The organism is Pararhizobium sp. IMCC21322 (assembly GCF_030758295.1).
Taxonomy (GTDB): Bacteria; Pseudomonadota; Alphaproteobacteria; order Rhizobiales.
In genome coordinates this window covers 3425357-3449772 of the sequence record NZ_CP132335.1, presented here as the reverse complement: position 1 = coordinate 3449772, position 24416 = coordinate 3425357, and the positions used below count along the sequence as shown (strand labels likewise).

Below are 24416 nucleotides of genomic sequence, written 5' to 3'. Positions count from 1 at the left end.
TCCAGCAATGTATGCATCAAGCCTCTCTTTGCGGTGCCGAGGCTGCTATTCTTGCCACCATGCCAGTCAGATCGGCGGTTGAGTTTATTGTAATTTCCTTCAACCCAGACGAGTTGTCCTGTGTTGCCTCAGGCGCGGTTGCCAGAGTGAATCCCAGCTTCTCGGCTTCTTTCAAACGTGCCTGCGTATGGGTGACTGACCGGATGGCTCCTGACAGGCTGACTTCGCCAAAATAGACACTGTTTTGAGGCAAAGGTGCGCCGGTGAGTGACGAGACCAGCGCTGCGGCGACTGCCAAATCTGCTGCCGGTTCGGCTATTCGCAGGCCGCCCGCAATGTTCAGATAAACATCATTTGCGCCGATTTTTACTCCGCAATGGGTCTCCAACACCGCAATAACCATAGCGAGGCGGCTGTTATCCCAGCCAACGACCGCGCGTCTTGGCGTGCCAAGAGAGGAGGGGGCGACCAGAGCCTGTATTTCAACAAGGACCGGTCGCGTGCCTTCCATGCCAGCGAAAACAGCTGTGCCCGGATTGTTGGCTTTGCGCTCTCCCAGAAACAGCTCAGATGGATTGGAGACTTCGCGCAAGCCACCGCCGGTCATTTCAAACACACCGATTTCATCGGTTGGCCCAAAGCGGTTTTTGACAGCACGCATAATGCGAAATTGATGGCCGCCTTCACCTTCGAAGTAAAACACGGCGTCCACCATATGCTCAACAACACGGGGACCGGCAATCTGGCCGTCCTTGGTAACGTGGCCGACAAGAATAATGGTCGTGCCGGTTTTTTTCGCGTAGCGAATCATCGCCTGTGCTGCCGTGCGGACCTGAGTGACGGTGCCAGGTGCCGAATCAACCTGCGAGGTCCAGAGCGTCTGGATGGAATCCAGAATAACCAAATGCGGAGGCTCATCTGCCTCCAATGTGGTCAGAATATCTTCGACACTGGTTTCAGCAGCCAGGCTGACAGGCGCATCTGCCAGCCCAAGGCGCTGGGCGCGCATGCGGACCTGGGCAATGGCTTCCTCGCCGGAAATATAGACAACCCGACGGCCCAATTTTGCCATGAGCGCAGCCGCCTGCAGCAGAATTGTTGATTTTCCAATGCCGGGATCACCACCAACCAGAAGGGCGGAGCCGGGCACAAACCCGCCACCGGTAACTCTGTCGAGTTCAGCAATGCCGCATAGGATGCGGGGAGCTTCCGGCGTCTCTCCTTCAAGCGGGACCAGTTCCATGACCCGGCCTTTTCCCACCATCCGCTTGGACGCCCCACCAATCCCGGCTCCGGGGTTCTCCTCAATAATGGTGTTCCAGGCATTACATGCCTCGCATTTACCGCCCCAACGGGGCGTTACCGCACCACAATTCTGGCAGACATATTGTAGTTTCTGTTTGGCCAAGGAGGCTCCTGTCAAAGATCGTTGATGTAGGTGCGGTGGTAGCGTGTGCCAAGGCTGGTCAGCAATTCATATCCGATTGTTCCTGCACTGCAAGCCACTTCATCCAGCGGGACCGTTGGGCCAATCAGCTCAATCCATTCATCCTGCCACTTGTCGCCCATCAGTTGATCAATGTCAGGATGGTCTGTCATATCTACGGTTACAAGATCCATGGACACACGACCGATCAAAGGCACCCGAACGCCGCGCCAGGCGGCACAGGCACCTGGCTGTTTATCGCTGCTGCCTGCAGAGCGCAGATATCCGTCTGAGTAACCTGCCGAGAGTGTTGCCAGAATCCGTTCTCTTCCATCCGGTCGATCAGAAGGGCGTATTGTTTCCACACCGCCATAGCCAACGCTTGCACCGGGCAACACTGATTTTACCTGCAGGATGCGGGCTTCAACACAAATCACCGGACGCATCGGATTGTTCTGCAAATGCTCATCAGCCGCCGCCCCGCCATAAAGTGCGATGCCAGGGCGCACCAGATCATTGTGATAATCTGGTCCGAGAAAAATTCCGGCGGAATTTGCCAGAGAGGTGTATTTGCAAGCGTAACGATCAACGATCTTTTGAAACTCAGCCCTCTGCTGTTCATTCAGGGGATGGTCCGGCGTATCGGCACAAGCCAGATGGCTGATGACAAGGTCTGGCTGATGAGAGGCAATCAACCCTGATTTCCGCAAGGCTTCAAAATCTGAAATCGGCATTCCGAGCCGGTTCATGCCTGTTTCCAATTGAATGGCATAGGGAAAATTGTTCTCGCCTGATGCTTCTATCCAAGCGTTGATTTCATCATTTATGACAGGACGCAGGGCATGGTCTCTGTAAATTTCGAACGTCCGTGGCAGATAACCCGCCAAGACATAGATGATTGCGTCGGGTGCTGCTTTGCGCACCCGAACCCCTTCGCCCGGCAAAGCAACAAAGAAGGTGCGGCAGCCAGCTTTCCAAAGCGTTGGGACAGCCTGTTCGATGCCAATGCCGTAAGCGTCTGCTTTCACGACTGCGCTGCATTCGCTTGCGCCGGACAGCTGGTTCAGCAGCCGCCAATTATCAGCAAGTGCGCCAAGGTCGATGGTCAATCGTCCTCCGGCCAGATCGACATTTTCTGACAGGCTATTCATATTGATCCGGCAGTCGGTCTTCCTGCGCCAGATCGCTGAACCTTGTGAATTCGCCTTCAAACAACAGTCTGACCGATCCCGTTGGGCCGTGACGCTGCTTGCCGATGATGACCTCGGCAACGCCAGCTACATCTTCCATTTCTGCCTGCCATTTAAAAAACTCTTCAGTGCCTTCCTTGGGCATTTGGCGTTGCAGATAATATTCCTCACGATACACAAACATCACCACATCAGCGTCCTGCTCAATCGAGCCGGATTCACGCAGATCAGACAATTTTGGCCGCTTGTCATCCCGGTTTTCCACCTGACGCGACAATTGCGAGAGCGCAAGGATGGGCACATTCAACTCCTTCGCCAGCGCTTTCAGCCCAGTTGTAATCTCGGTCAGTTCCTGCACCCTGTTGTCAGATTTTTTGCCAGACCCCTGCAGCAATTGCAGGTAATCAATGATGAGCATATCCAGCCCGCGCTGGCGCTTCAGCCGCCGTGCGCGCGCCGTAAGCTGGGATATCGAAATGCCGCCGGTGTGATCGATGTAGAAAGGAATGCTCTGCATTTCTTGACTGGCAATCACGATGTCATTGAATTGCCGCTCGTCGATTGACCCGCGCCGAATTTCCGAGGACGACACGCCGGATTGCTCCGCAATGATACGTGTTGCCAATTGCTCGGAGGACATTTCCAGCGAGAAGAAACCAACAATTCCGCCATTCAACGCCTTTGTGGTGCCATCGGGTTGGGTTTCGCCCATATAGGCCTTGGCAATGTTGAACGCGATGTTGGTTGCCAGCGCAGTCTTACCCATGGCCGGACGTCCCGCCAAAACAATCAGATCTGATGATTGCAGACCGCCCATCTGCTTGTCGAGATCCCTCAATCCCGTCGCCACGCCGGACAGATGGCCATCACGCTGATAGGCTGCGCTGGCCATGTCGATGGCGTCTTTCAGCGCATCGGTAAAGCTGTGAAACCCGCCATCATAGCGGCCTTGTTCTGCCAGTTCGTAGAGCCGCTTTTCAGCATCTTCAATCTGATCACGGGGGGCGTGGTCAACCGCGGAATCAAACGCGACATTGACGAGATCTTCTCCGATACCGATCAAGGATCGACGAATGGCAAGATCATAGATTGAACGCCCGTAATCGACCGCATTGATGATTGTTGTGGCTTGTGTGGCCAGGCGGACCAGATACTGACTGACCGTAATTTCGCCGACCTGCTCATCAGCGGGCAAAAAAGTTTTCAAAGTGATCGGCGTTGCGACCTTGCCCACACGAATCAGTTGCGCGGCGGTCTCGTAAATCTGACTGTGCAGACCCTCGTAAAAATGCTCCGGCTCCAGAAAATCGGACACCCGATAGAAAGCCTCATTATTCACCAAAATGGCACCCAGCAACGCTTGCTCAGCCTCGATATTATGCGGGGCCAGCCGATAGTTTTCATCCGCCGCTTTGGGCTGATTGGCTGTTGTGTCGATGCTTGTAAGTGCCGTTGTGTTCATTCTGCTCTCCGCTTCCAACGGGTTTTAACTTTTTCGTAACCAGAGCGGAAGGGAGTGTGTGCTTTTCCCCGTTACACACATGCGCATTTTTCGAAGCACATTTGACTGAGCTGATCTTTGTTGTCTCAGCCGGTGCCGGTCGCAAGCGTGTGGATGAATTTACGGGTCTGTTACAAGTCTTTGACCAGTCTCACTATCAAAGAAATGAAGGTTTTCGGTGTCGAAACTGAGATGGATCATTTCATTGGTCCGCAACTGGATCGACGGTTCAAGCCGGGCTGTCATGTCCTGCCCACAAAAGCGACAAATTGCCATTGTGTCGGAACCCAGCGGCTCAAACACTTCGACGACAGGACTAAGTTTAGCGGTTTCCTGCGTTGCCCAGAGCAAATGTTCCGGGCGGATGCCCACATCTACCCGTGTTCCATCTGCGACAGCTATGTCTCCGATTTCAATTGCATCCTCGCCAAGCAGCAATTGCGGCGTGTTGCCTGACCGGTCCACTGTGCCTTCAAAAATATTCATTTGAGGCGAGCCGATAAATTCACCGACGAATCTGCAATTGGGTTTTTCATAAAGCTCGATTGGGGGACCAGCCTGCACGATGTAGCCCTCACGCATGACGACAACTCTGTCTGCCAGCGTCATGGCTTCGGTCTGATCATGTGTCACATAGATTGTCGTGGTGCCCAACATGGCATGCAGTCGCTTGATTTGCGTGCGCATCTCCACGCGCAGCTTGGCATCAAGGTTTGATAGGGGCTCGTCAAACAGGAACACTGATGGTTCACGTATGATGGCGCGGCCCATGGCAACACGTTGCCGCTGTCCACCCGATAACTGGCCGGGCTTACGCTCCAGAAGCTGTTCGATTTGAAGCATTTTCGCAGTGCTTTTCACACGCGGTCCAATATCAGCCTTTTTCCAGCCCCGCATTTTTAGGCCGAAACCGATATTTTCCGCATTCGTCATGTGAGGGTAGAGAGCATAATCCTGAAACACCATCGCAACATCGCGATCGCGCGGTTCAACCTCATTTACAATGCGTCCGCCAATCCGCAACGTTCCGCCGGTTATATCTTCCAGTCCTGCGATCATCCTTAGAATTGTCGACTTTCCACAGCCCGATGGGCCGACAAAAGCAACAAAATCGCCGTCCTTCACCTGCAGGTCTACGCCATGCACGGCCGAGATCGAACCATATTTCTTGACGATTTTTTCGAGTTGGATGTCCGCCAAATTGTCCTCCTGGCTTGGTTTCTGCCGACCAAATTATATCTTGCAATATCGATAATCGCGATGTTATTAATATCGATAATAGGGATATTATCAATAATGATAAGCGTTTTCTGCTAAAAAGCAGTATTTGGGAGTATAGCCACCAATGGCGGTAGAGAGCTTTTCGGCGCCATCCATCACCAATCTGTTGCCTCGGCAGTCAAGCCGCCGCAGCCACAATGTCTATGTGGCCCTGCAAAAAGAGATTGTGCTGGGTGAGTTGAAGCCGGAAGCGGTTTTGCTGGAGCTTGAGATCGCCGAGCGGTTTCAATGCAGCCAGGGCACCATTCGCGAAGCTTTGATGCAACTGAGTGAAGAAGGTCTTGTGAAGCGGTTGCCGCATCGGGGGACCCATGTCGCTGCCTGTCGATCTGCCGACGCCCGCGCGCTGATTGCCATTCGCCGTGATATAGAATGCGAGTATCTTGAACGTGTTCTTGAGCGGGCCGGGCCGGAATTACACGCAGATTTGCATAATTACCTGAACGCAATGCGCAATGCGGCGCGTGACGGTGATGAATATCTGCTCTCCGTTCATGATCGTGCTTTTCACACACGCCTTTTTGCAGTTGCGGACTTACCGGTGGTCACACCCATTCTGCTGCGCTGCCTGATCCATAATCACCGTTATAAAATTCTCAATTCACAAACCAGTCGGGAGTTGGAGGAAACGGCAGAACGTCATGCTCCGATTCTGGCAGCGCTTGAAGCGCAGGACCTGGCGTCATTGCAGAAGGTTTTGAGCCATCACATATCGACGATTGTCGATTTCGGACCTGATCTCACCGACGGTGCTACAGGATGAGTGAGCCGAGCGCGTCCATGAAGGCCATATTGGATCGGCTGATTGTTGAAGATGAAGGTCTGGTTGACCCGACCACGCTGCCATCTGATGCGGGACGTGCCCTGGCCAATCTTACCAATCTGCGCTGGAATGAAGCCCTGCCAGATGTGGCTGAAGCCCGGACCGTGATAATTGACGATATGCTGGCGCGCTACATTGTTCCACATGATGATTGCGGGACCGACGCCATTTTGCATGTTCATGGTGGTGGCTGGGCTTTTTGTTCGGTCGCAACCCATGAGGGGGCTGCACGCAGACTTGCCATACAATCCCGCGCGCCCGTTCTGACTTTCGAATACCGCCTTGCGCCGGAGCACCCATATCCATGTGCATTGGAGGATCTGCTGGACATCTGGCAAGCCAGAGATCGCAAGCGCCGATGGGGCATAGCTGGCGATAGTGCAGGGGCAAACCTTGCTCTTGCAGGCATGTTGCGACTGCTGGACGAGGGTGGTGACCTGCCTTCATGTGCCTTGCTCTTTTATGGTGTGTATGGCGCTGATTTCACAACATCATCCTACCGGGAGTTTGCCAATGGTCCGGGTCTGACCCGAGGCAAAATGCAGCGGTTTTGGGATTGGTACGCGCCCGAGGACGTTCGGCATTTACCCAGTGTAACGCCACTTTGCGCCGACGATGTGCAACTGCGTGCTCTGCCACCACTGTATCTCAATGCTGCAGAACTGGATCCGCTGCGCAGTGACACCGACGCATTGATCCACCGGTTGCGCACGCTGGGACGTGATGATCGTTTTGATCTGTTCCAGGGGGTCGTGCACGGCTTCATGCAAATGGGTTCCGAATTGCCGGAGGCGCAGAGTGCGTTCAATTTGGCAGGTGAATTTTTCAAACAACAAACCGCTCAATACGAGCATTCAAAATAGGGAGGTAAGACATTGAATATTATTGCAAAACTTGGCCTGGCAGCGAGCGTTCTAGCTATGAGCTCCAGCATGGCGACAGCTGAAAGCACCGTCCGCTTCTGGTATCATTTCGACAATGCCGACAATCCGATGAACGAGCTTGTTGAAAGCTTTGAATCTCAAAATCCGGGCATTACCATCGAAGCTGAAAACATTCCATGGAACAGCTATTACGATACGCTCTACACATCCATCATCGGAGGCAATGCGCCCGATGCGGCGATGGTGAAAATGTTTGCTCAGCCCCGGCTGATCGAAATGGGTGCTTTGGAACCTATCGGTGACCGGATTGAGGCATGGGCGGACAAGTCTGATGTGCAGGAAAACCTGTTTGAGTTGACCCGTGCCCAGGATGGAAGCTCATATTACCTGCCAGTGCAGTATGTGGTGCTCTATCTTTATTATCGTCCGGACATGTTCAACGAGCTTGGGCTGGACGTTCCCAAGTCCTGCGATGAGTTTCGTGCGGCTGCCAAAGCGCTCACGCGTGACACAGACGGAGATGGCCGTACTGATGTATATGGATTTGGCCTTCGCGGAAGCAAGGGTGGCCACGACCATTGGGCCAGTCTGACGCTGGGCCGGGATGGTGTCAGCCTGACGGACGGGATCGAATCTGAAGCGGCCATTGCCGGCAGCCAGTTCGTGGTTGATATGTTCCGTGAAGACGGTTCCTTCCCGCCATCTGCACCCAATGATGGTTTTCAGGAAATCATCGGCGGTTTCAAAGCTGGCAAAACGGCCATGACCATTCACCATATCGGTTCAGCAAACGGAATGGTTGAAGCTCTTGGCGACAAGGTTTCCGCCACGACGGTTCCTGAATGTGGCGGCGGGCGCTGGACTGCTTTTGGTGATGAAAGCACGGCTGTTCTGTCCTCTGCTGAAGACAAGGATGCCGCATGGAAATGGATTTCGTTCCTGTCGACCGCTGGAAACAATGCCAAGTTCAACGAGGCAACAGGCCAGCTTCCTGTTACCAAAACAGACAGCGCAAGCTGGACATTGCATCCTCAGCGGTTTGTCGAGGCAACAATTGACTCCCTCCCATTTGCCAATTTGTTGCCAAACCGTACCGAAACGTCAGACTTTGTGAATACGGTCTGGCCGGTTGCAATGCAGCGCGCGCTGACTGGCGAAATAACTGCCGCTGAAATGAACGCCGAAATTGCCAAGCTTTACGGCAACTAAGCGTTACGCATTGATTGGGGCGGCGTATTTGCCGCCTCAATTCCCGTTCCATCTCTCCCACTACCGGAAGCCTCCAAAACAAGTTTTCTGATGGCAATGCAAACTCACAACGGTCCGGAATCTGCTGACGATGCCGGCGGGCCATCGCGCCGCAGGCTGGGCAAGCGCATCCTGCCTTATGCGATGCTGTCGCCTGCCGTTCTGGTAACGTTGACAATCGTATTTCTGCCGATGCTGCAGACCGCTTGGATGAGCCTGCACGAATATGTTCTGTTTCGGCCCAAGGAATTTAAATTTATTGGTTTCGACAATTTCGTTGCAGCACTGCAAGACGAGGTTTTCTGGATATCCCTGAAGCACACAATCATCTGGATTGGGGTCACAATACCGGGGCAGATGCTTCTTGGCCTCGGCACAGCGCTGCTTTTGAATCAGGAGTTTCGCTGGCGGGCGCTGGCACGTGCATTGATCATCATTCCCTGGGCGCTGCCCTCTGTTGTCATCGCTCTGATGTGGGTCTGGATTTACGACAGTAATTACGGCGTGCTCAACGATTTCATGCTCCGCCTTGGCTTGGTCGAGCAGGCCGTTCCCTGGCTTGCTGATCCGGACCTGGCCCTTGGAGCCATCATTCTGACACTGACATGGCAGGGCTTTCCCTTCTTTGCAGTCATGATTTTGGCAGGACTGCAATCCATTCCCAAAAGCTACTATGAGGCAGCCTCGCTGGATGGTGCGAGTGCCTGGCGGCAATTCTGGCACATTACCTTGCCGGGCATTTCCGGTGTTCTGGTGACAGCCGTCCTGTTGCGCACTATCTGGGTCGCGAATTCGTTTGACGTGATTTTTGTCATGACCGGCGGCGGCCCCGGATATTCCACTTACACTTTGCCGCTTTATGCTTTCATCAAGGCGCGCACCAATCTTGATTTCGGCTACGGCTCAGCGCTTGCCGTTCTGTTCACCTTCCTTCTCATGGGCCTTGTTCTGATCTATCTCAGGCGGACCGGAAAGGCTGTTCAATAATGGCGCTCGGTAAAATGCCCACTTCACGCCGACTGCTGATTGTGGAGCTGCCCATGCTCCTGATCCTCGCGTTTGCGCTTGGTCCTTATATCTGGATGTTCATTACATCGGTGACCGATGAGAGCCGTCTCTTTACAGAAGGCCCATCCATCATCGGTGCGACCATCGACAATTACACACGGCTTTTCAAAACTGTGGGTTTTGGCGATAATTTGCTCGACAGTTTTATTGTTGCCAGCGGAACCGTGGTGGTGGGCCTGTCTCTGAGTGTGACTGCTGCCTATTCGTTTTCGCGGTTTTCTTTCAAGGGCAAACGTGTCCTGATGCTGCAATTCCTGCTCATCAATATGTTCCCGCTGGTTCTGCTCATCCTGCCGCTGTTTGTGCTTATGCGGGTTTTGGGCCTGTTGGACACGCATCTTGCGCTGATCATTGCCAATTCAACAATCGCAATACCGTTTTCAGTATGGATGATGATCAGTTACATGAACGGAATACCCAGATCCCTCGACGAAGCCGCCATGACAGATGGCTGCACCCGAATGGGAGCTTTGCGCCGTGTTGTGCTTCCGTTGTGTGTCCCCGGCATAATTGCGACTGCCATCTATATTTTCATCACATCCTGGAATGAATATCTCTACGCACTGACACTGGGTGGCAGAAATGTTCGCCCGATCACGGTCGCGGTTCAGACCCTTATCGGTGAGTATGAAATTCAATGGGGCCTTTTGACAGCAGGCGGCATTGTGGGCGCAATGCCGGCCACGGTTCTGTTTCTGTTGGTGCAAAAACGCCTGATATCGGGTCTGACCCAGGGTGCTGTCAAAGGCTGAACCTGCCATGCCACAAAGGAAAACGCTTTTGGACAATCCAATCGGCATCATCTCAATGCAGTTCATACGCCCGTTTACCGGTGCTGACCTGCATTATTTTGACTATGCAGCAAAGCTCGGTTTTGACTTCATGGAGCTTTTGGTTCCCGAACCAGAAGATGAAATTGATCTGAGTGTGGCCCGCAAAAAAGCCCATGATTGCGGGATCAGCCTTGTTCTGGCGGCAAGAGTAAATGCGCAACGTTCCATCGCCTCGGATGAACCGGATGCGCGACAGGGTGGACTGGACTATCTCAAACACTGTGTGCAAGTCGCTGACCAGCTTGGCACCACTATCGTTGGCGGCCCGCTTTATGGTGAACCTATGGTTTTTGCCGGCAGGCCACCCGTACCGCGCACAGATGATGAAATCGCGGCGCGTGCTGCGCGGACGGTGGACGGGCTGGCGAAGGTTGCACCACTTGCCCGCAGCGCAGGCGTGGTGTTCGGGCTTGAGCCGCTTAACAGATTTGAGACGGACATTATTTCAACCACGCGTCAGGCCATTGAAGTTGTCGATAAGGTTGATGATGCGGGGCTCGGGATCATGTTGGACACATTTCATATGAATATGGAAGAGCGCTCCATACCCGATGCAATTCGTGCCTCAGGCAGCCGCCTTGTGCATTTCCAGGCCAATGAAAACCACCGTGGGCATCCAGGCACCGGGCATCTTGACTGGACAGCAATCATGCGCGCCTTGGCGCAAATTGGCTATCGCGGTCCGGTGTCTCTGGAACCGTTTCGCCGCGATGACGATCGTGTTGCGCTGCCGATTGCACATTGGCGTGCGCCGCATGAAGATGAAAGTGCCAAACTGAAGGCTGGTCTCGGAGTGATCCGCTCCGCGCTTGCCCTTGCGGAGGTAAATCAATGACTTTGAATATCGGCTGGATCGGCTGCGGACGCCATGCCCGGCAAATGTTATTGCCCCAGCTTGGTATCAACGACATTCGGATTGCCGCGCTTTGTGACAAGGATGACGCGGCCATGTCCGCTGTGGGCCGGGAATATGGGGTCACGGCTCTGTATTCCGACTATCGCGATCTTGTCGCCCATCCCGGGCTGGATTTTATCGGTATGGCTGTGGGGCCGGATTTGCATGAAAAAGCATCAATCGCAGCCGTGCAGCGCGACTTGCCTGTGTTCATGGAAAAGCCACCAGCAACAAGTGCTGCTGGTGCGCGCGCTGTCGCAGAAGCGTCACGTTCGGCAGGGCAACCGGTCATTGTGGGCTTCATGAAACGCTATTCCACCGGAAACCGGATTGCCAAAAATATTCTGGAAAAAGGTGATTTCGGCCAGATCCTGGGCATGACCGGCGCCTATATGACAGCGCCGACCTATTTTGTAGGTGAACCGGATTATTCCGGATTCTATCTGCATCATTGCGTTCACTATATGGACCTCATCCCCTGGCTGATGGGGGAGGATTTTGATGACATGACCGTACGCAAGATCAGCCCGTCGCCCGGCAAAATCCTGTTCCATGTCGGGTTTAGCGCTCGCAATGGTGTGATCGGCAATGTGGTTATGGGGACTGTTCAGTCGCGGGGTACTCCCATGGAGGAACTGCGCATCATGGGTGACCATGTGCGGCTGGAGATCGACAACATCATAAATGTAGCCTTGTACCGTGATCCGGCTTTCAAAGCCGATGACCCGGCAGCCACGCTTGATCCGGCAGCTGATACGTTGAGCTGGACGCCAAATTTCACAGCTGCTGCCAATGAGGACCACAAGGGATACAAGGCGCTGATTGCGGATGTTGCAGCGACCGTTCGTGGCGAGAACCGCAATGTTCCGACCATTGAAGACGGCCTGCTGGCCATGGAGCGCCTTGAGCGCATGATTGCGCTTATTGAAGCTTGAATCATTCCTGCCGGGAGATGAAATTTGATCCCGTGTGTTCCGTATAAACAAACATGTTCAAAGACAATTGCACAAACGAAAACACCCGGTCACTGACCGGGTGTTTGCATAGAGCGAACGACTGAATGGATCAGTCGCTCTTTTCTTCTTCGGAAGCTTCTTCCGCATCGGCGTCAGCGTCATCAGCAATCTCGCCTGCGCCTTCTTCAAAGACTTCTTCCAGGTCTGGAGCATCTTCGTCGATGACAACTTCTTCTTCTTCTTCAAAATCATCCCCAGCGACAGATACATCTTCGCCCTGTGCCTGACGTTCGGCTTCATCTTCTGACCGAGCAACGTTGACAGAGACAGACGCATTTACGTCCGCAAAGAGAGCAACAGTGATTTCGTGAACGCCGATTTTCTTGATTGGATCATTCAACTGAATTTGTGAACGCAGGACGCTAAAGCCAGCCTCTTTGAGTTCAGCTGCAATGTCGCGGGTGTTAACTGATCCGTAAAGCTGGCCAGTCTGACCAGCGCGGCGGATCATGGTAACGGACTGACCATCCAGGCGCTCTGCAACCTGCTGAGCGTCAGACTGCATTTCCAGATTGCGTGCTTCAATTTCAACACGGCGGCTTTCAAATTCTTTCTTATTTGCAACTGTGGCGCGCAATGCTTTGCCATTTGGCAGCAAGTAGTTGCGGGCATAGCCGTCTTTTACTTTTACAACATCACCGACCTGTCCGAGGCGGGCGATACGTTCCAGAAGAATGATATTCATTGGTTTTTCCTTACGTTTGAAACTTATTGATTTGAGGCGCGATCAGATGAACGACCGCGCAGGTTTAGAAACCCATCGATCCAGCCAAGGATCAGGATGAGCAAAAGCGGGAATGTGAAAAGAACGATGCTGCCATAAGTGGCGAACAGAATGATGCGCTGGGCCGACAATCGACTGGTCAGGGCATGCAGAGCTGCAAAGCCAGCAAAAATCACCAGCGTAGAAGATGCGCCTGCTATGGCGGTTAGGAATGGATGCGACGCCTCACTGACCCATATCATGGCCAAAGACGCCAGGGCGATGAAATGCACGATGCGTGGAATTTCCAGAGACTGGATGTTGCTTGGCGGGCGTTTGAATGTGCCGTAACGCCGCGCGATGCGAATGGCGAGCACAAGATTCAATGTTGTGACCACAACAAACCCGGCAGCGGCAACAAATGGAAAAAGGGCTACAAAGAAAACAGCCAGCTGATTGATCGTTTCCAGTGTGATCTGGCCACTTTCAATGGTTGGTTCCAACAGGATCAACGCCTGGGTTTCAATGGCTGTAACCGCTTCGTCTGGCGTAAAGCCGGAATAGAAACTCAAAAGAACGAAGACGACGAATGAGGTGCCGGCGATGACCGCCAAGATGCGTCCAAGCGGAAACCACGCTGCCAGATCGTCTTCCGGAATGTCCGTATTTTTCAGGCCTGCAAGATAACTGGCAATGAGAGCTGGTGCTGCAAAATTAAGAGCAAATGATATGGTCTGGCTGGGTAAGCCGGAGACAAACAGAAGTGCAACAATTGCGGCGAATGCCGCCAGGTAACTGGCGCGGGGACCAAAGGTCAGGCTTGCCGTTTGCAGGGGGAGTTGCGCGAATATCTGCATCACAATGGCGATCAGAGACCCTGTCAGTATGCTTGCAAATAGCAAGGCAGACAGCAGTCCGGCACCAATACTGATCAGAAGAATCTGTGTCATCGTTGCTGTCCCGCATCTGGCGGTTAGAAACCCGAAAGCCTTAGGGCCGGGCTTCAACTGAAAGTCCGGAAGGCGGCTCATCCGCCATCCGGATTATCTATTCGTTCGAGTTTTGCTTACTTGATAACGTAAGGCAAAAGACCAAGGAAACGGGAGCGTTTGATGGCCTGAGCCAATTCGCGCTGCTTCTTGGCGGAAACTGCTGTAATACGTGACGGCACGATTTTGCCGCGCTCAGAGACGTAGCGCTGCAGCAATTTTACATCTTTATAATCAATCTTCGGGGAGTTAGCTCCGGAGAATGGGCATGTTTTGCGACGACGGTGAAACGGGCGGCGTTGCGGAAGTTGTGCAATATCAACCATTGAAAATATCCTCCTTCTTACCGGTCACGACCACGACCGCCGCCACCAGGGCGTCGATCATCACGGTCACGTTTTTGCATCATTGCTGTTGGGCCTTCTTCGTGTTCTTTGACACGAATGGTCATGTAACGCAGCACATCTTCATTGAGGCGCATCTGACGCTCCATTTCGGCAACGGCCGCATGGGGGGCATCGATGTTCAGAAATGTAAAATGTGCTTTGCGGTTACGCTGAATACGATAGGTGAGGGACTTCAGTCCCCAGCTTTCCACAAATGGAATCGTTCCACCATTTTCGGTGACGATTTCTTTCAGGGAGTCGACCAGAGTCTCGACCTGTTGGCCGGACAAGTCCTGACGTGCAAGCACGACGTGCTCGTAAAGTGGCATATTGCCTTTCCTTATATAGTAGCTCGGCGCAAAGCCCCATCGAAGCCCTCTGGTCGGATGACCGTAGGAAAGGCTGATCGAAGACGCATCGAGAGCGGGGACACCGAAAGCCGGGACTAAGCCCTACTGTTGTCCTCACGATTGTTATTTCTCACATGCCGTGAGAATAATTCCTGCGAGAAGGCACAGCCTTTCGTTCAGCCCCCAGCCGAGCTGGTTGCGATTGCGGCGTTATACGCGTGGAATCGGTAAATGCAAGGTGAAACTGGCGCTCAGCCCCGCTTTTGGGGCATTTGAGCTAAAGTTCCTTGACACAGGGGCGCAGAATAGGGTGTTTCAGCGTTCATTTCACATAATTGTCACATGTAATGCAGGGCTTCAGTTTCATGACACGAGTTTTTACCTTTCCCGGACAGGGCAGCCAGGCCGTTGGCATGGGCAAGGCACTGGCAGATGCGTCCGCTGCTGCAAGAGAGGTTTTTGCTGAAGTTGATGATGCTTTGGGGCAGCCTCTCAGTCAGGTGATCTGGGAGGGTCCTGCAGATGCGTTAACGCTGACCGCCAATGCTCAGCCTGCGTTGATGGCCGTCAGCCTGGCTGCGATTGCCGCGATGAAAGAAGCCGGCGTCACGGTTGCCAATTCAGCTGCCTTTGTTGCCGGACATTCGCTGGGTGAATACTCCGCACTTGCCGCTGCAGGCAGTCTGAGTGTGGCTGATGCGGCACGTTTGTTACGGATACGTGGCGACGCCATGCAACATGCCGTGCCGGTGGGCGCGGGTGCGATGGCTGCCATACTGGGACTGGAACTTGCACAGGTGGAAGGTCTGGCTGTGGAGGCTTCACAGGCAGGTGTGTGTGATGTTGCGAATGATAATGGCCCCGGACAAGTGGTTGTTTCGGGCTCAAAGGCTGCCGTTGAAAAAGCTGCAGAGCTGGCCAAAGCACTCGGCGCGCGCCGGGCATTGATGTTGCCGGTCAGCGCACCTTTCCATTGTTCGCTCATGCAACCGGCAGCAGATCGCATGGCCGAGGCGCTTGCGCAGGTTACTCTTAATGCGCCAAGTGTTCCCTTGATTGCCAATGTTCTGGCTGCTCCCATCAGTGATCCAGATGAGATTCGCGGGCATCTTGTGGCGCAGGTCACCGGACGGGTGCGTTGGCGGGAATCAGTTCTTTGGATGGCAGATAACGGTGTTGATGCAGCGTTCGAGATTGGTGCAGGCAAGGTCTTGACCGGACTGGCCAAGCGGATTGCTCCGGGAATTGCCGCCTCGTCAATTTCGACGCCAGATGATATTCAGACCCTTAATTAATTTCAGACCCTTAGCAGTAAGCGGAGCCTTGTATGTTTGACCTGACTGGAAAAGTCGCCCTCGTAACCGGTGCAAGTGGGAGCCTCGGCTCAGCCATAGCCAAAGCGCTGCATGCGCATGGTGCCACTGTTGCGTTGCATGGAACGCGGGTAGAGGCTCTTGAGGCATTGCGAACAGAACTGGGAGACAGAGCCCATGTGTTCCCTTGCAATTTGTCTGATCGTGAAGCGCGCGCGACCCTGGTGCCAGGCGTTATTGAAGCGCTGGGACAGATTGACATTCTGGTCAACAATGCGGGCATCACCCGTGATGGCTTGGCGATGCGCATGAAAGATGAAGATTGGGACAGTGTTGTCGATATCAATCTCAACGCGCCTTTTGAATTGGCCCGCGCCTGCCTGCGCGGAATGATGAAGGCGCGGCAAGGGCGTATTATTGGCATTACGTCGGTTGCAGGCGTTGTCGGGAATGCAGGGCAGACGAATTATGCGGCCACAAAAGCGGGTCTCATTGGCATGTCCAAGGCATTGGCGCAGGAGGTTGGCAGCCGGGGTATCACGGTAAATTGCGTGGCGCCGGGACTGATCGATTCAGCCATGAACGACAAGCTGAATGACAAGCAGCGGGATACCATTTTGGCGAATGTTCCAGTGGGCAGGCTTGGAACCGCAGACGAAATTGCAGCCGCCGTCGTATATCTTTCGAGCGATGAGGCTGCCTACATCACTGGCGAGACCATTCAGATCAACGGTGGCATGGCAATGGTATAGCGCTTTAAGCGCCGGTTTGACTGGCCTGAGCACTGCGTGTTCGCTGACGGGATTCTGGCAATTCAAATTGAACTGTGTTAGCAAGCCCGTCATTCTGAGGTTGACGTGGCGTTGATGCGGTATTACGTGCTGCCGGGAACTGGGCAATGGTATGAATTGTCATGCAGGAAGGGGCGACGCTGCTTCTTTCCTGTATGGGTTATGCCGGAGCAAAGAACAGTTGAATAATCCTGCTTGGGTTTTGGTGTATCAAACATTAAGCTGGGAAAACATAGAATCACCGGCGCATTGAGAGCGCTCAAACGGTGTTCTGGGACAGTTGCGTGAGAATGCACTCGTAGCAAATGTAACGGAATTGCCGGTGTGTAGTATTATTTGAGCAACCGTGAATCGCGGTGAAGGAATGAGGAAAGTAACTTATGAGCAATGTTGCCGACAAGGTAAAAGAAATTGTGGTTGGCCATCTCGATGCCGATCCTGACAAGGTGACAACTGAAGCCAGCTTCATCGAAGATCTGGGCGCAGACAGCCTCGATACTGTTGAATTGGTCATGAAGTTCGAAGAAGCCTTCGAAATTACCATTCCTGATGAAGCTGCGGAATCCATTGTGACCGTTGGCGATGCAGTCAAATTCATTGAGTCTCAGGCAGACGCATAATTTGGGTTTCAATGATGCAACCACAGCATGCTCTCCTGGGCTTGCTGTGGGTTGACCGGCATATGCCGATGAATTTATCAGCTCAGCGGTTGGGTGGATTATGAGACGTGTGGTTGTAACTGGCCTGGGCACGGTCAATCCGCTTGGCTGCGGAGTTGACGTATCATGGTCAAATCTTATTGCCGGGAAAAGCGGTGCTTCACGCGTGGAGCGCTTCCAGGTTGATGATCTGGCTTGTAAAATTGCCTGTCACATTCCCCATGGTGACGGGTCTAACGGCACCTATAATGCCGACGACTGGATGGCTCCAAAGGAGCAGCGCAAGGTCGATAATTTCATTGTTTATGCCATGGCTGCTGCACAGCAGGCGCTGGACGATGCGGACTGGCATCCAAGTTCTTATGAGGATCAAACCGCCTCGGGAGTTCTGATCGGTTCCGGCATCGGCGGCCTTGAAGGCATTGAAACAGCCTCAAATATTTTGAGGGACAGCGGCCCGCGCCGTATCAGCCCGTTCTTTATTCCCGGTCGGTTGATCAATCTTGCATCCGGCTATGTGTCGATCAAGCACGGCTTGAAAGGCCCAAATCATTCTGTCGTTACAGCCTGTTCAACAGGGGCTCATGCCATTGGAGACGCCGGACGGTTTATCGCTCTTGGCGATGCTGATGTGATGGTTGCCGGCGGATCAGAGTCGCCGGTCTGCCGGTTGTCACTTGCCGGATTTGCCGCTTGTCGCGCTCTTTCTACCGGCTTTAATGATGACCCAACCCGTGCGTCACGGCCTTATGACAAAGACCGGGACGGGTTTGTCATGGGTGAAGGTGCAGGCGTCGTGGTTCTTGAAGAGTACGAGCATGCCAAGGCACGCGGTGCAAAAATTTACGGCGAACTGATTGGCTATGGCCTATCCGGTGATGCCCACCACATTACGGCACCGGCCGGTGATGGGGATGGTGCTTATCGCTGTATGAAGGCTGCGCTGAAACGCGCCAATCTGACTGCATCTGATCTGGACTATGTCAACGCGCATGGCACATCGACGCCGCTTGGTGACGAGATTGAGTTGCGCGCAGTCGAGCGTCTGGTTGAGGACAATGCAGAGAATTTAACAATGTCTGCAACCAAATCGGCAACCGGACATCTGCTTGGAGCAGCAGGCGCGATTGAGGCCATTTTCTCGCTTTTGGCGATTCGGGATGATATCGTTCCACCGACATTGAATCTTGATAATCCATCGATCGAAACAAAAATTGACCTTGTACCAAAAACGGCTAAGAAAAAGCCTATTTCTGTTGCACTATCAAACTCGTTCGGATTCGGCGGCACCAACGCATCGCTTATTTTTCGGGATGTTGACTAACCGGTTTTAGCCGGTTGAACTCAACCCCAATTTGGAGACCAATTGATGACACGATCCAGGCGTGGTTCCAGGGATTCAGGGCACGACCGGCTTGATTTTGACAGCAATGATCGCCGCTATACACCACGTAGTGCGCGTCAATCCTTGCAGTCCGAGATTGCTGCTCCACCGCCATCAGGTCACAAGCACGGACGGCATCCCATTGTCTTTCTTCTAAATTTCCTGCTGATGTCAGCCGTATTCCTGGTGGTTGGACTGGGTGCGCTTTTGTATTACGGAAAGTCGGTTTACGAAGCAGATGGTCCTCTGACAGTCGATAAGACCGTGCTTATCGAGCGCGGGATGAATACACAGACCATTGCCAATCTGCTGGATGAAACGAATGTCATCAACAACAAGGTCCTTTTCCTTGCCAGTGTGCGTGTAACTGAAGCACGCGGTCGGTTGAAAGCCGGTGAGTATTTGTTTGAGGACGGTGTCTCCATGGAGGACGTGGTTGCGCGTCTGGTTGAGGGCAAATCGATTCTTCATACGGTTACCGTCCCTGAAGGGCGTACGTCCAAACAGATTGTCGATATTCTCAACAGGGATTCTGTGCTCACAGGTGAAATTGTTGATGTCCCGGCTGAGGGCACGCTTTTGCCAGAGACATATAAATTTACCCGTGGCGACAACCGCGCCCAGATACTGGAGCGCATGCGGACCGCCCGCGACCGTGCTGTTTCTGACGTTTGGTCACGGCGTTCGCCCGATTTGCCGATTTCAACGCCGGAGGAAATGGTGATTCTGGCGAGCATTGTTGAAAAGGAAACGGCTCTGGCAGATGAGCGTCCACGCGTGGCATCGGTGTTTATCAACAGGCTGAAGCAGGGCATGCGCTTGCAGACCGATCCGACTGTTATCTATGGGATTGTTGGCGGGGAGGGCTCCCTTGGGCGGCCTATCTCCCGCGCTGATCTGCGCGCTGAAAACCCCTACAATACCTACGTTATCGATGGGCTGCCGCCCGGACCTATTGCCAATCCGGGACGTGCAGCACTTGAGGCCGTTATCAACCCTGCGCGTACGGATGATCTGTTCTTTGTTGCTGATGGATCCGGTGGGCACGCGTTTGCAAAGACATTTGCAGAGCATCAGGCCAATGTGCGCAAGTGGCGAGAGATCGAACGCGATAAATCTGCTCAGGCGGAGTCGACAGACGAGGACAGCGTAGAAAATTAGTTTCCGGTGTTGGTAGCGACGGCGTCTTTCGGTCGTGTTGAAGTGGGGCTTTCTGAATGGCGATAAGCAGCATGACTGGTTATGGCCGGTCTGAAGGAACGTTTGAAGACCGAAGCTGGTATTGGGAATTGCGGTCTGTAAATGGTCGTGGCCTTGATCTGAAATTCAGATTGCCCAATGGCAATGATGTCGTTGAGCAGGCCTGCCGGAAACAGGCACAATCGGTGTTTGGACGCGGGAACCTTCAGTGCAATCTCTCCATGGGATTTAGTGAAGGACGGCCAGCATTCTCCATAAATGAAGCGGCTTTGACACAGGCCCTTGCCCATATTTCTGCAATCGGCAACCGCGTTGAGGTAACCCCTCCGACCGCTGCAGAGGTGTTGGCGATGCCTGGCGTTCTGGAGCGGACAGCTGATGAACGCGATGCCGCTGGCATTGAGGAATTGTCGCTTGCGCTCATTGAAAGCTTCCGCGAGGCTTTGCAGTCTCTTCTTGAGGCACGTCGCGCAGAAGGCGCTCATCTTCATAACGTCATTTCCGGTCTTGTGGAGCAGATTGCTAACCTGACCCAACAGGCCGTCGATAATCCGGCGCGAACGCCTGAGGCCATTCAGGTGCGGATCAGGAAGCAGATTGCGCTGTTGTCCGGTGGACAGGTCAAGTTGGATGAGGAACGGCTTCATCAGGAAGCGATGCTGATTGCGACCAAAGCTGACATCCAAGAAGAGTTGGATCGGCTGAAAGCTCACATTGCCGCTGCAATTGATTTGTTGAATCAGGAGCAGCCCGTTGGACGAAAATTTGATTTCCTGACGCAGGAGTTCAATCGGGAAGCCAATACGCTTTGCTCCAAATCAAATGATGCAAATTTGACAAAGATTGGCCTTGCGCTGAAAGCGGTTGTCGATCAAATGCGCGAGCAGATACAAAACATCGAGTAGGAATTCAGATGCGAAACAGTTCAGCCAGCACAATAGACCGGCGCGGTGTCATGCTTGTTCTGTCATCCCCGTCAGGTGCCGGGAAATCCAGTATCGCAAGAGAAATTCTCAGTAAAAATTCCGAGATTGAATTGTCTGTGTCAGTGACGACACGCGCACAGCGTCCCAGCGAGATCGAAGGAACGCATTACCACTTTATCGACCAGAAGAGGTTTTCGGCCATGCGTGACCGCAATGAATTGCTTGAATGGGCGGAAGTCCACGGCAATTTCTACGGCACGCCCAGAGACCCGGTCGAAGAAGCGCTTTCGGCAGGCCGTGATGTTCTGTTTGATATTGACTGGCAGGGTACAAGACAGTTGCACGAACGGATGCCGGAAGATCTGGTTCGGATTTTTGTATTGCCACCGTCGATTGACGAATTGAAATCGCGCCTGGAACGCCGTGCAGAAGACAGCGCAGACGTGATTGCCAAAAGGCTGGCAAACTCTGCTTTGGAGATGGAGCAATGGTCGGAATATGACTATGTCATCATCAACGAGAAACTGGAGCTGTCGGTCGCGAGGGTTCAGTCCATTTTGGACGCTGAGCGAATGCGCCGTGATCGGGTTGTGGGCATAAACATGTTTGTCGAAGGGCTTATCAACCAGCTTTAAGTGGCGGTTTTGGCGGCATCAAGTGCATTTGCCAAAGCGACGAATCCAGTGACCGGAATCTGCTCCGCGCGTTCCATTGGTGAAATTCCCGTCTGTTCGAATATCTCACTTGTCACACCGACCGATTTCAGGCTCTGGCGCAGCATTTTCCGTCGTTGTCCGAAAGCTGCTGCTGTTACTTTTGAGAGGCTCTTCAGAAGGCACGGCAATGGCTCTGCGCGTGGTTCAAGGTGGATAACACTGGACGTGACCTTGGGCGGTGGTGTGAAGGCTTTTGCCGGGATGTCGAACAGAAGCTCAGTTGTGCAGCGCCACTGCGCCAGAACTGCCAAACGCCCATATGTGCGACTGCCGGGCGCTGCAACAATGCGCTCTGCAACCTCTTTCTGGAACATCAATGTCATTGACGCGAAGAAAGGCGGCCAGGGCTCGGCTTCCAGCCAGCCGACCAGCAAAGGTGTTGCAATATTGTAGGGCAGATTGGCGATGATCCGCGTTTGAAGCTGCGGCGGCAGCTCTGGTTGATCCTGAAGGGCATCGCCAGCAATTATGCGCAATTTGCCCGGATAGTGGGCAGATATCTGTTCAAGTGCCCGGATACAGCGATCGTCCCTTTCAATCACGGTGACGCTTGCCGGGTCCTCTTTCAGGATAGCCCTGGTCAAACCACCGGGGCCGGGGCCGACTTCCAATATATGTGCATCTTTCAAACGACCTGCGCTGCGCGCAATCCGGCTTGTCAAATTCAGATCCAGAAGAAAGTTCTGACCCAGTGACCTTTTGGGATTGAGATCAAGTTGCGTCAAGACATCCCGCAATGGGGGTAGGGCGTCAAATGAATGGCTCATGGCTTGGCCTTTGCTGTCATCGCATGCGCCATGCGGATGGCGTTAATGAGACTGTCAGGGCGGGCCGTGTTTTTGCCAGCTATATCGAGCGCTGTGCCGTGATCGGGTGATGTGCGCACGAATGGCAGGCCAAGCGTGACATTGACGCCTTCATCAAAGGCCAGTGTTTTTGCCGGGATCAGCGCTTGATCATGATACATGCAGACTGCCACATCATAGGTGGCGCGCGCGCGGGCATGAAACAACGTATCTGCTGGCAGCGGACCTTGAATGTCCAGGCCCTCATTGCGCAATTCGTCCAGCGCCGGTGAAATTATGGTCTGCTCCTCATGCCCCATGGCGCCGTCTTCCCCGGCATGGGGATTGAGGCCGGCAACCGCGATGCGCGGCTTTGCGATTCCAAACCGTGCGGTCATCTGTGAATGACAGATCCGTATTGTGGCCTTGATCAAATCACCATTGAGTTGGCCAGGCACCTCGTTAATTGGGATGTGAATTGTAATGGGGACGGTACGCAGACTGTCGGATGCAATCATCATGATCGGCATGTGGGATTGACCGGTATACCGGGTGGCCAATGTGGCAAGATATTCGGTATGACCCGGGTGAGTGAAACCAGCCTCATAGAGGTTCTTCTTGTGGATGGGGCAGGTCACCAATCCTGAGAAATCCCCATTTATGACACCGGCAACAGCCTGATCAATGAATTCAATGACCGCCGCTCCATTTTCGGCCTGTAATGAGCCGCAGCAATCGGGTTTGGCAACTGGAAGGTTGATCACCGGTATACCGGTTGAATCTGCGTGCGAAATCGCATGCTTGTCGACAGGGGTTATGGGCACATCAATGCCCAACATCGCCGCGCGTAGTGCAAGTGTTTCGGCACAACCAAACACCGTGAACGGCGGCAAGTTCAAATGTGCGCCCTGCTGCCATAGGGAAAGCACCAAATCAGGCCCGATGCCTGATGGCTCCCCCATGGTCAACGCCAACGGTTTGGTCACAGATTACAGCCTGACAGCTTGCGTGCTAGCGGATATCAATGACAGCGTCCTGTCGCAGATCGCGAATATAACGGCGCGCCAGCAATTGACCCTCTTTGTCCATCATTTCCGTGCGAATTTCATCGAGAGCGGCAGTATCGCTGGCAATTTCGCGAATGTTACAGATAACAAGCATCTCAAAACCTTCCTTAATGGCGGCTGGTTCTGTGGATTGGCCAATTTGCAAGGGATTGAGTCTTTCAAGCAGAGGCCCGGACAATTGAGATTCGTCCCGTCGACCAACGGTTTTGACCACCACGTCGCGCATACCCGCGATCTGGTCAAGTACGGCATCGCATCCCGCAATGGTCGGCCTGAATCGCTCAGCACGTTTCTTAATCGCATTTCTATCGGAATCGGTGGAGCCTTTGGGCACAATGAAGATAACCTGTTTCAAAGTGAATTCCCGAACCTGCTGCTCTGTGTCGCCCCGGGCACGCGCTGAAGCTACGACTTCCGCTTCTTCAACATTTACGGTGCCGCGGAACCTTGCACGCACAGTTCTTGCCCAGGCCAACTCGGCTCTGAGCCGGCTTTTCAGGGCATTGGCGTTGACACCTGACTTGCTGAGCGCCTGGCCCAACTGAGACGGGCTCATTTTTGTTCGGCTGGCAATACTTGCAAAAGCGCTGTCGACTTCCTGAGGTGTTGGATTGATGCCGCGTCGCTTGGCTTCTCCCAGCTTCAGCTTTTCTTCAATCAGCTCTTTGAGAGCTTTTGAGCGCGAGCCGGTGCGGGTCGTCAATTTTAACAGCTTTGTTCGCTGATCAAGCTCGTAGCTGGTGATTGGATCATCATTTACGAGTGCTACAATCTTGCTTTGTGCATGGGCTGAAAAACCGGCAGATACAAACAGGCAAGCGAACACTGCAAAAGCAAAACTGCGAAAGGAATAGGGGAAAGACAACATGAAAATGCCCTTATGAGTAACATGTGCGTTTGGGTATATTAACCAAAACTGATTTCAGACGTAAACATTTGCCACGCAGATTAGGGTAAATTGAGGCAACCCGTCTAACGGACA

Annotated in this window: 25 protein-coding genes; 14 read left to right on the top strand and 11 right to left on the bottom strand. The window is 53.4% G+C overall.

Going from position 1 to position 24416, the window contains the following annotated elements; translation table 11 throughout:
- Window positions 1-16: 16 nt before the first annotated feature.
- From radA to RAL91_RS16140, 4 genes are all read right to left on the bottom strand, one after another.
- The gene (gene radA / locus RAL91_RS16155; RefSeq protein ID WP_306257287.1) at window positions 17-1408 is read right to left on the bottom strand and encodes a DNA repair protein RadA; all 1392 of its coding nucleotides are present in this window, start codon (window positions 1406-1408) and stop codon (window positions 17-19) included.
- An 11-nt stretch (window positions 1409-1419) separates the two neighbouring features.
- Window positions 1420-2577, bottom strand: a complete 1158-nt coding sequence (gene alr, locus RAL91_RS16150; RefSeq protein ID WP_306257286.1) for an alanine racemase — start codon at window positions 2575-2577, stop codon at window positions 1420-1422.
- Window positions 2570-4078 (bottom strand): replicative DNA helicase, encoded by a 1509-nt coding sequence (locus RAL91_RS16145; RefSeq protein WP_306257285.1) that lies wholly within the window; start codon window positions 4076-4078, stop codon window positions 2570-2572. The genes alr and RAL91_RS16145 overlap by 8 nt, the downstream gene beginning before the upstream one ends.
- A gap of 159 nt (window positions 4079-4237) precedes the next feature.
- Window positions 4238-5317: an ABC transporter ATP-binding protein gene (locus RAL91_RS16140; RefSeq protein WP_306257284.1), complete on the bottom strand. Its 1080-nt coding sequence runs from the start codon at window positions 5315-5317 to the stop codon at window positions 4238-4240.
- A 145-nt stretch (window positions 5318-5462) separates the two neighbouring features.
- Here RAL91_RS16140 and RAL91_RS16135 point away from each other — a divergent pair, with 145 nt between their 5' ends.
- From RAL91_RS16135 to RAL91_RS16105, 7 genes are all read left to right on the top strand, one after another.
- Window positions 5463-6161, top strand: a complete 699-nt coding sequence (locus RAL91_RS16135) for a GntR family transcriptional regulator (RefSeq protein ID WP_306257283.1) — start codon at window positions 5463-5465, stop codon at window positions 6159-6161.
- A complete protein-coding gene (locus RAL91_RS16130) occupies window positions 6158-7084 on the top strand; it encodes an alpha/beta hydrolase (RefSeq protein WP_306257282.1) in 927 nt (308 codons plus the stop codon). Before RAL91_RS16135 ends, RAL91_RS16130 begins: the two co-directional genes overlap by 4 nt.
- A gap of 69 nt (window positions 7085-7153) precedes the next feature.
- Window positions 7154-8314: a sugar ABC transporter substrate-binding protein gene (locus RAL91_RS16125; RefSeq protein ID WP_306257281.1), complete on the top strand. Its 1161-nt coding sequence runs from the start codon at window positions 7154-7156 to the stop codon at window positions 8312-8314.
- Window positions 8315-8404: 90 nt separating this feature from the next.
- Window positions 8405-9340, top strand: coding sequence for a carbohydrate ABC transporter permease (locus RAL91_RS16120; protein WP_306257280.1), 936 nt, complete (start codon window positions 8405-8407; stop codon window positions 9338-9340).
- Entirely contained in the window at window positions 9340-10173 is an 834-nt protein-coding gene (locus tag RAL91_RS16115; protein ID WP_306257279.1) for a carbohydrate ABC transporter permease, read from the top strand. The genes RAL91_RS16120 and RAL91_RS16115 overlap by 1 nt, the downstream gene beginning before the upstream one ends.
- A 28-nt stretch (window positions 10174-10201) precedes the next feature.
- On the top strand, window positions 10202-11089 hold the full coding sequence (locus RAL91_RS16110) for a sugar phosphate isomerase/epimerase (RefSeq protein ID WP_306257278.1): 888 nt from the start codon (window positions 10202-10204) through the stop codon (window positions 11087-11089).
- A complete protein-coding gene (locus RAL91_RS16105) occupies window positions 11086-12084 on the top strand; it encodes a Gfo/Idh/MocA family protein (protein ID WP_306257277.1) in 999 nt (332 codons plus the stop codon). Before RAL91_RS16110 ends, RAL91_RS16105 begins: the two co-directional genes overlap by 4 nt.
- A gap of 130 nt (window positions 12085-12214) precedes the next feature.
- On the opposite strand, the gene rplI is transcribed toward RAL91_RS16105, so the two are convergent.
- From rplI to rpsF, 4 genes are all read right to left on the bottom strand, one after another.
- Window positions 12215-12850 (bottom strand): 50S ribosomal protein L9, encoded by a 636-nt coding sequence (gene rplI / locus RAL91_RS16100; protein ID WP_306257276.1) that lies wholly within the window; start codon window positions 12848-12850, stop codon window positions 12215-12217.
- A gap of 23 nt (window positions 12851-12873) precedes the next feature.
- Window positions 12874-13818, bottom strand: coding sequence for a DUF2232 domain-containing protein (locus tag RAL91_RS16095; protein WP_306257275.1), 945 nt, complete (start codon window positions 13816-13818; stop codon window positions 12874-12876).
- Window positions 13819-13934: 116 nt separating this feature from the next.
- Window positions 13935-14183, bottom strand: a complete 249-nt coding sequence (gene rpsR, locus RAL91_RS16090; protein WP_306257274.1) for a 30S ribosomal protein S18 — start codon at window positions 14181-14183, stop codon at window positions 13935-13937.
- Window positions 14184-14200: 17 nt separating this feature from the next.
- Entirely contained in the window at window positions 14201-14572 is a 372-nt protein-coding gene (gene rpsF, locus RAL91_RS16085; protein ID WP_306257273.1) for a 30S ribosomal protein S6, read from the bottom strand.
- Between the two features lie 386 nt (window positions 14573-14958).
- Between rpsF and fabD the strand changes: the two genes are divergently transcribed.
- The 7 genes from fabD to gmk all read left to right on the top strand — a co-directional run bounded on the left by fabD (window position 14959) and on the right by gmk (window position 21501).
- On the top strand, window positions 14959-15888 hold the full coding sequence (fabD, locus tag RAL91_RS16080; RefSeq protein ID WP_306257272.1) for an ACP S-malonyltransferase: 930 nt from the start codon (window positions 14959-14961) through the stop codon (window positions 15886-15888).
- Between the two features lie 32 nt (window positions 15889-15920).
- On the top strand, window positions 15921-16658 hold the full coding sequence (gene fabG, locus RAL91_RS16075) for a 3-oxoacyl-[acyl-carrier-protein] reductase (protein WP_306257271.1): 738 nt from the start codon (window positions 15921-15923) through the stop codon (window positions 16656-16658).
- A gap of 419 nt (window positions 16659-17077) precedes the next feature.
- Complete coding sequence (locus tag RAL91_RS16070) at window positions 17078-17317, top strand: acyl carrier protein (RefSeq protein WP_306257270.1); 240 nt, start codon at window positions 17078-17080, stop codon at window positions 17315-17317.
- Between the two features lie 100 nt (window positions 17318-17417).
- Window positions 17418-18680 carry a beta-ketoacyl-ACP synthase II gene (fabF, locus tag RAL91_RS16065; RefSeq protein ID WP_306257269.1) on the top strand — a complete coding sequence of 421 codons (1263 nt, stop codon included), beginning with the start codon at window positions 17418-17420 and terminating at the stop codon, window positions 18678-18680.
- Between the two features lie 45 nt (window positions 18681-18725).
- Entirely contained in the window at window positions 18726-19901 is a 1176-nt protein-coding gene (mltG, locus tag RAL91_RS16060) for an endolytic transglycosylase MltG (RefSeq protein ID WP_306257268.1), read from the top strand.
- Between the two features lie 56 nt (window positions 19902-19957).
- On the top strand, window positions 19958-20845 hold the full coding sequence (locus RAL91_RS16055) for a YicC/YloC family endoribonuclease (RefSeq protein WP_306257267.1): 888 nt from the start codon (window positions 19958-19960) through the stop codon (window positions 20843-20845).
- 8 nt (window positions 20846-20853) lie between these two features.
- Complete coding sequence (gene gmk / locus RAL91_RS16050) at window positions 20854-21501, top strand: guanylate kinase (RefSeq protein ID WP_306257266.1); 648 nt, start codon at window positions 20854-20856, stop codon at window positions 21499-21501.
- On the opposite strand, the gene rsmA is transcribed toward gmk, so the two are convergent.
- Genes rsmA through RAL91_RS16035 form a run of 3 tightly spaced genes read right to left on the bottom strand, consistent with a single transcriptional unit; the run spans window position 21498 to window position 24302 of the window.
- Window positions 21498-22349, bottom strand: coding sequence for a 16S rRNA (adenine(1518)-N(6)/adenine(1519)-N(6))-dimethyltransferase RsmA (rsmA, locus tag RAL91_RS16045; RefSeq protein WP_306257265.1), 852 nt, complete (start codon window positions 22347-22349; stop codon window positions 21498-21500). The genes gmk and rsmA overlap by 4 nt on opposite strands.
- Entirely contained in the window at window positions 22346-23353 is a 1008-nt protein-coding gene (pdxA, locus tag RAL91_RS16040; RefSeq protein ID WP_306257264.1) for a 4-hydroxythreonine-4-phosphate dehydrogenase PdxA, read from the bottom strand. The genes rsmA and pdxA overlap by 4 nt, the downstream gene beginning before the upstream one ends.
- A gap of 25 nt (window positions 23354-23378) precedes the next feature.
- A complete protein-coding gene (locus RAL91_RS16035) occupies window positions 23379-24302 on the bottom strand; it encodes a SurA N-terminal domain-containing protein (protein ID WP_306257263.1) in 924 nt (307 codons plus the stop codon).
- Between the last annotated feature and the right edge of the window lie 114 nt (window positions 24303-24416).

Excerpts from the sequence above, each read along its gene's own strand:
- RAL91_RS16125 (WP_306257281.1), top strand. The coding sequence starts at position 7,154 with ATGGCGACAGCTGAAAGCACCGTCCGCTTCTGGTATCATTTCGACAAT.
- alr (WP_306257286.1), bottom strand. The coding sequence starts at position 2,577 with ATGAATAGCCTGTCAGAAAATGTCGATCTGGCCGGAGGACGATTGACC.
- gmk (WP_306257266.1), top strand. The coding sequence starts at position 20,854 with ATGCGAAACAGTTCAGCCAGCACAATAGACCGGCGCGGTGTCATGCTT.
- RAL91_RS16055 (WP_306257267.1), top strand. The coding sequence starts at position 19,958 with ATGGCGATAAGCAGCATGACTGGTTATGGCCGGTCTGAAGGAACGTTT.
- RAL91_RS16145 (WP_306257285.1), bottom strand. The coding sequence starts at position 4,078 with ATGAACACAACGGCACTTACAAGCATCGACACAACAGCCAATCAGCCC.
- fabF (WP_306257269.1), top strand. The coding sequence starts at position 17,418 with ATGAGACGTGTGGTTGTAACTGGCCTGGGCACGGTCAATCCGCTTGGC.
- RAL91_RS16120 (WP_306257280.1), top strand. The coding sequence starts at position 8,405 with ATGGCAATGCAAACTCACAACGGTCCGGAATCTGCTGACGATGCCGGC.
- RAL91_RS16105 (WP_306257277.1), top strand. The coding sequence starts at position 11,086 with ATGACTTTGAATATCGGCTGGATCGGCTGCGGACGCCATGCCCGGCAA.
- rpsR (WP_306257274.1), bottom strand. The coding sequence starts at position 14,183 with ATGGTTGATATTGCACAACTTCCGCAACGCCGCCCGTTTCACCGTCGT.
- RAL91_RS16135 (WP_306257283.1), top strand. The coding sequence starts at position 5,463 with ATGGCGGTAGAGAGCTTTTCGGCGCCATCCATCACCAATCTGTTGCCT.
- rsmA (WP_306257265.1), bottom strand. The coding sequence starts at position 22,349 with ATGAGCCATTCATTTGACGCCCTACCCCCATTGCGGGATGTCTTGACG.
- fabD (WP_306257272.1), top strand. The coding sequence starts at position 14,959 with ATGACACGAGTTTTTACCTTTCCCGGACAGGGCAGCCAGGCCGTTGGC.
- rplI (WP_306257276.1), bottom strand. The coding sequence starts at position 12,850 with ATGAATATCATTCTTCTGGAACGTATCGCCCGCCTCGGACAGGTCGGT.
- rpsF (WP_306257273.1), bottom strand. The coding sequence starts at position 14,572 with ATGCCACTTTACGAGCACGTCGTGCTTGCACGTCAGGACTTGTCCGGC.
- fabG (WP_306257271.1), top strand. The coding sequence starts at position 15,921 with ATGTTTGACCTGACTGGAAAAGTCGCCCTCGTAACCGGTGCAAGTGGG.
- RAL91_RS16115 (WP_306257279.1), top strand. The coding sequence starts at position 9,340 with ATGGCGCTCGGTAAAATGCCCACTTCACGCCGACTGCTGATTGTGGAG.
- RAL91_RS16130 (WP_306257282.1), top strand. The coding sequence starts at position 6,158 with ATGAGTGAGCCGAGCGCGTCCATGAAGGCCATATTGGATCGGCTGATT.
- mltG (WP_306257268.1), top strand. The coding sequence starts at position 18,726 with ATGACACGATCCAGGCGTGGTTCCAGGGATTCAGGGCACGACCGGCTT.
- RAL91_RS16035 (WP_306257263.1), bottom strand. The coding sequence starts at position 24,302 with ATGTTGTCTTTCCCCTATTCCTTTCGCAGTTTTGCTTTTGCAGTGTTC.
- RAL91_RS16070 (WP_306257270.1), top strand. The coding sequence starts at position 17,078 with ATGAGCAATGTTGCCGACAAGGTAAAAGAAATTGTGGTTGGCCATCTC.
- RAL91_RS16095 (WP_306257275.1), bottom strand. The coding sequence starts at position 13,818 with ATGACACAGATTCTTCTGATCAGTATTGGTGCCGGACTGCTGTCTGCC.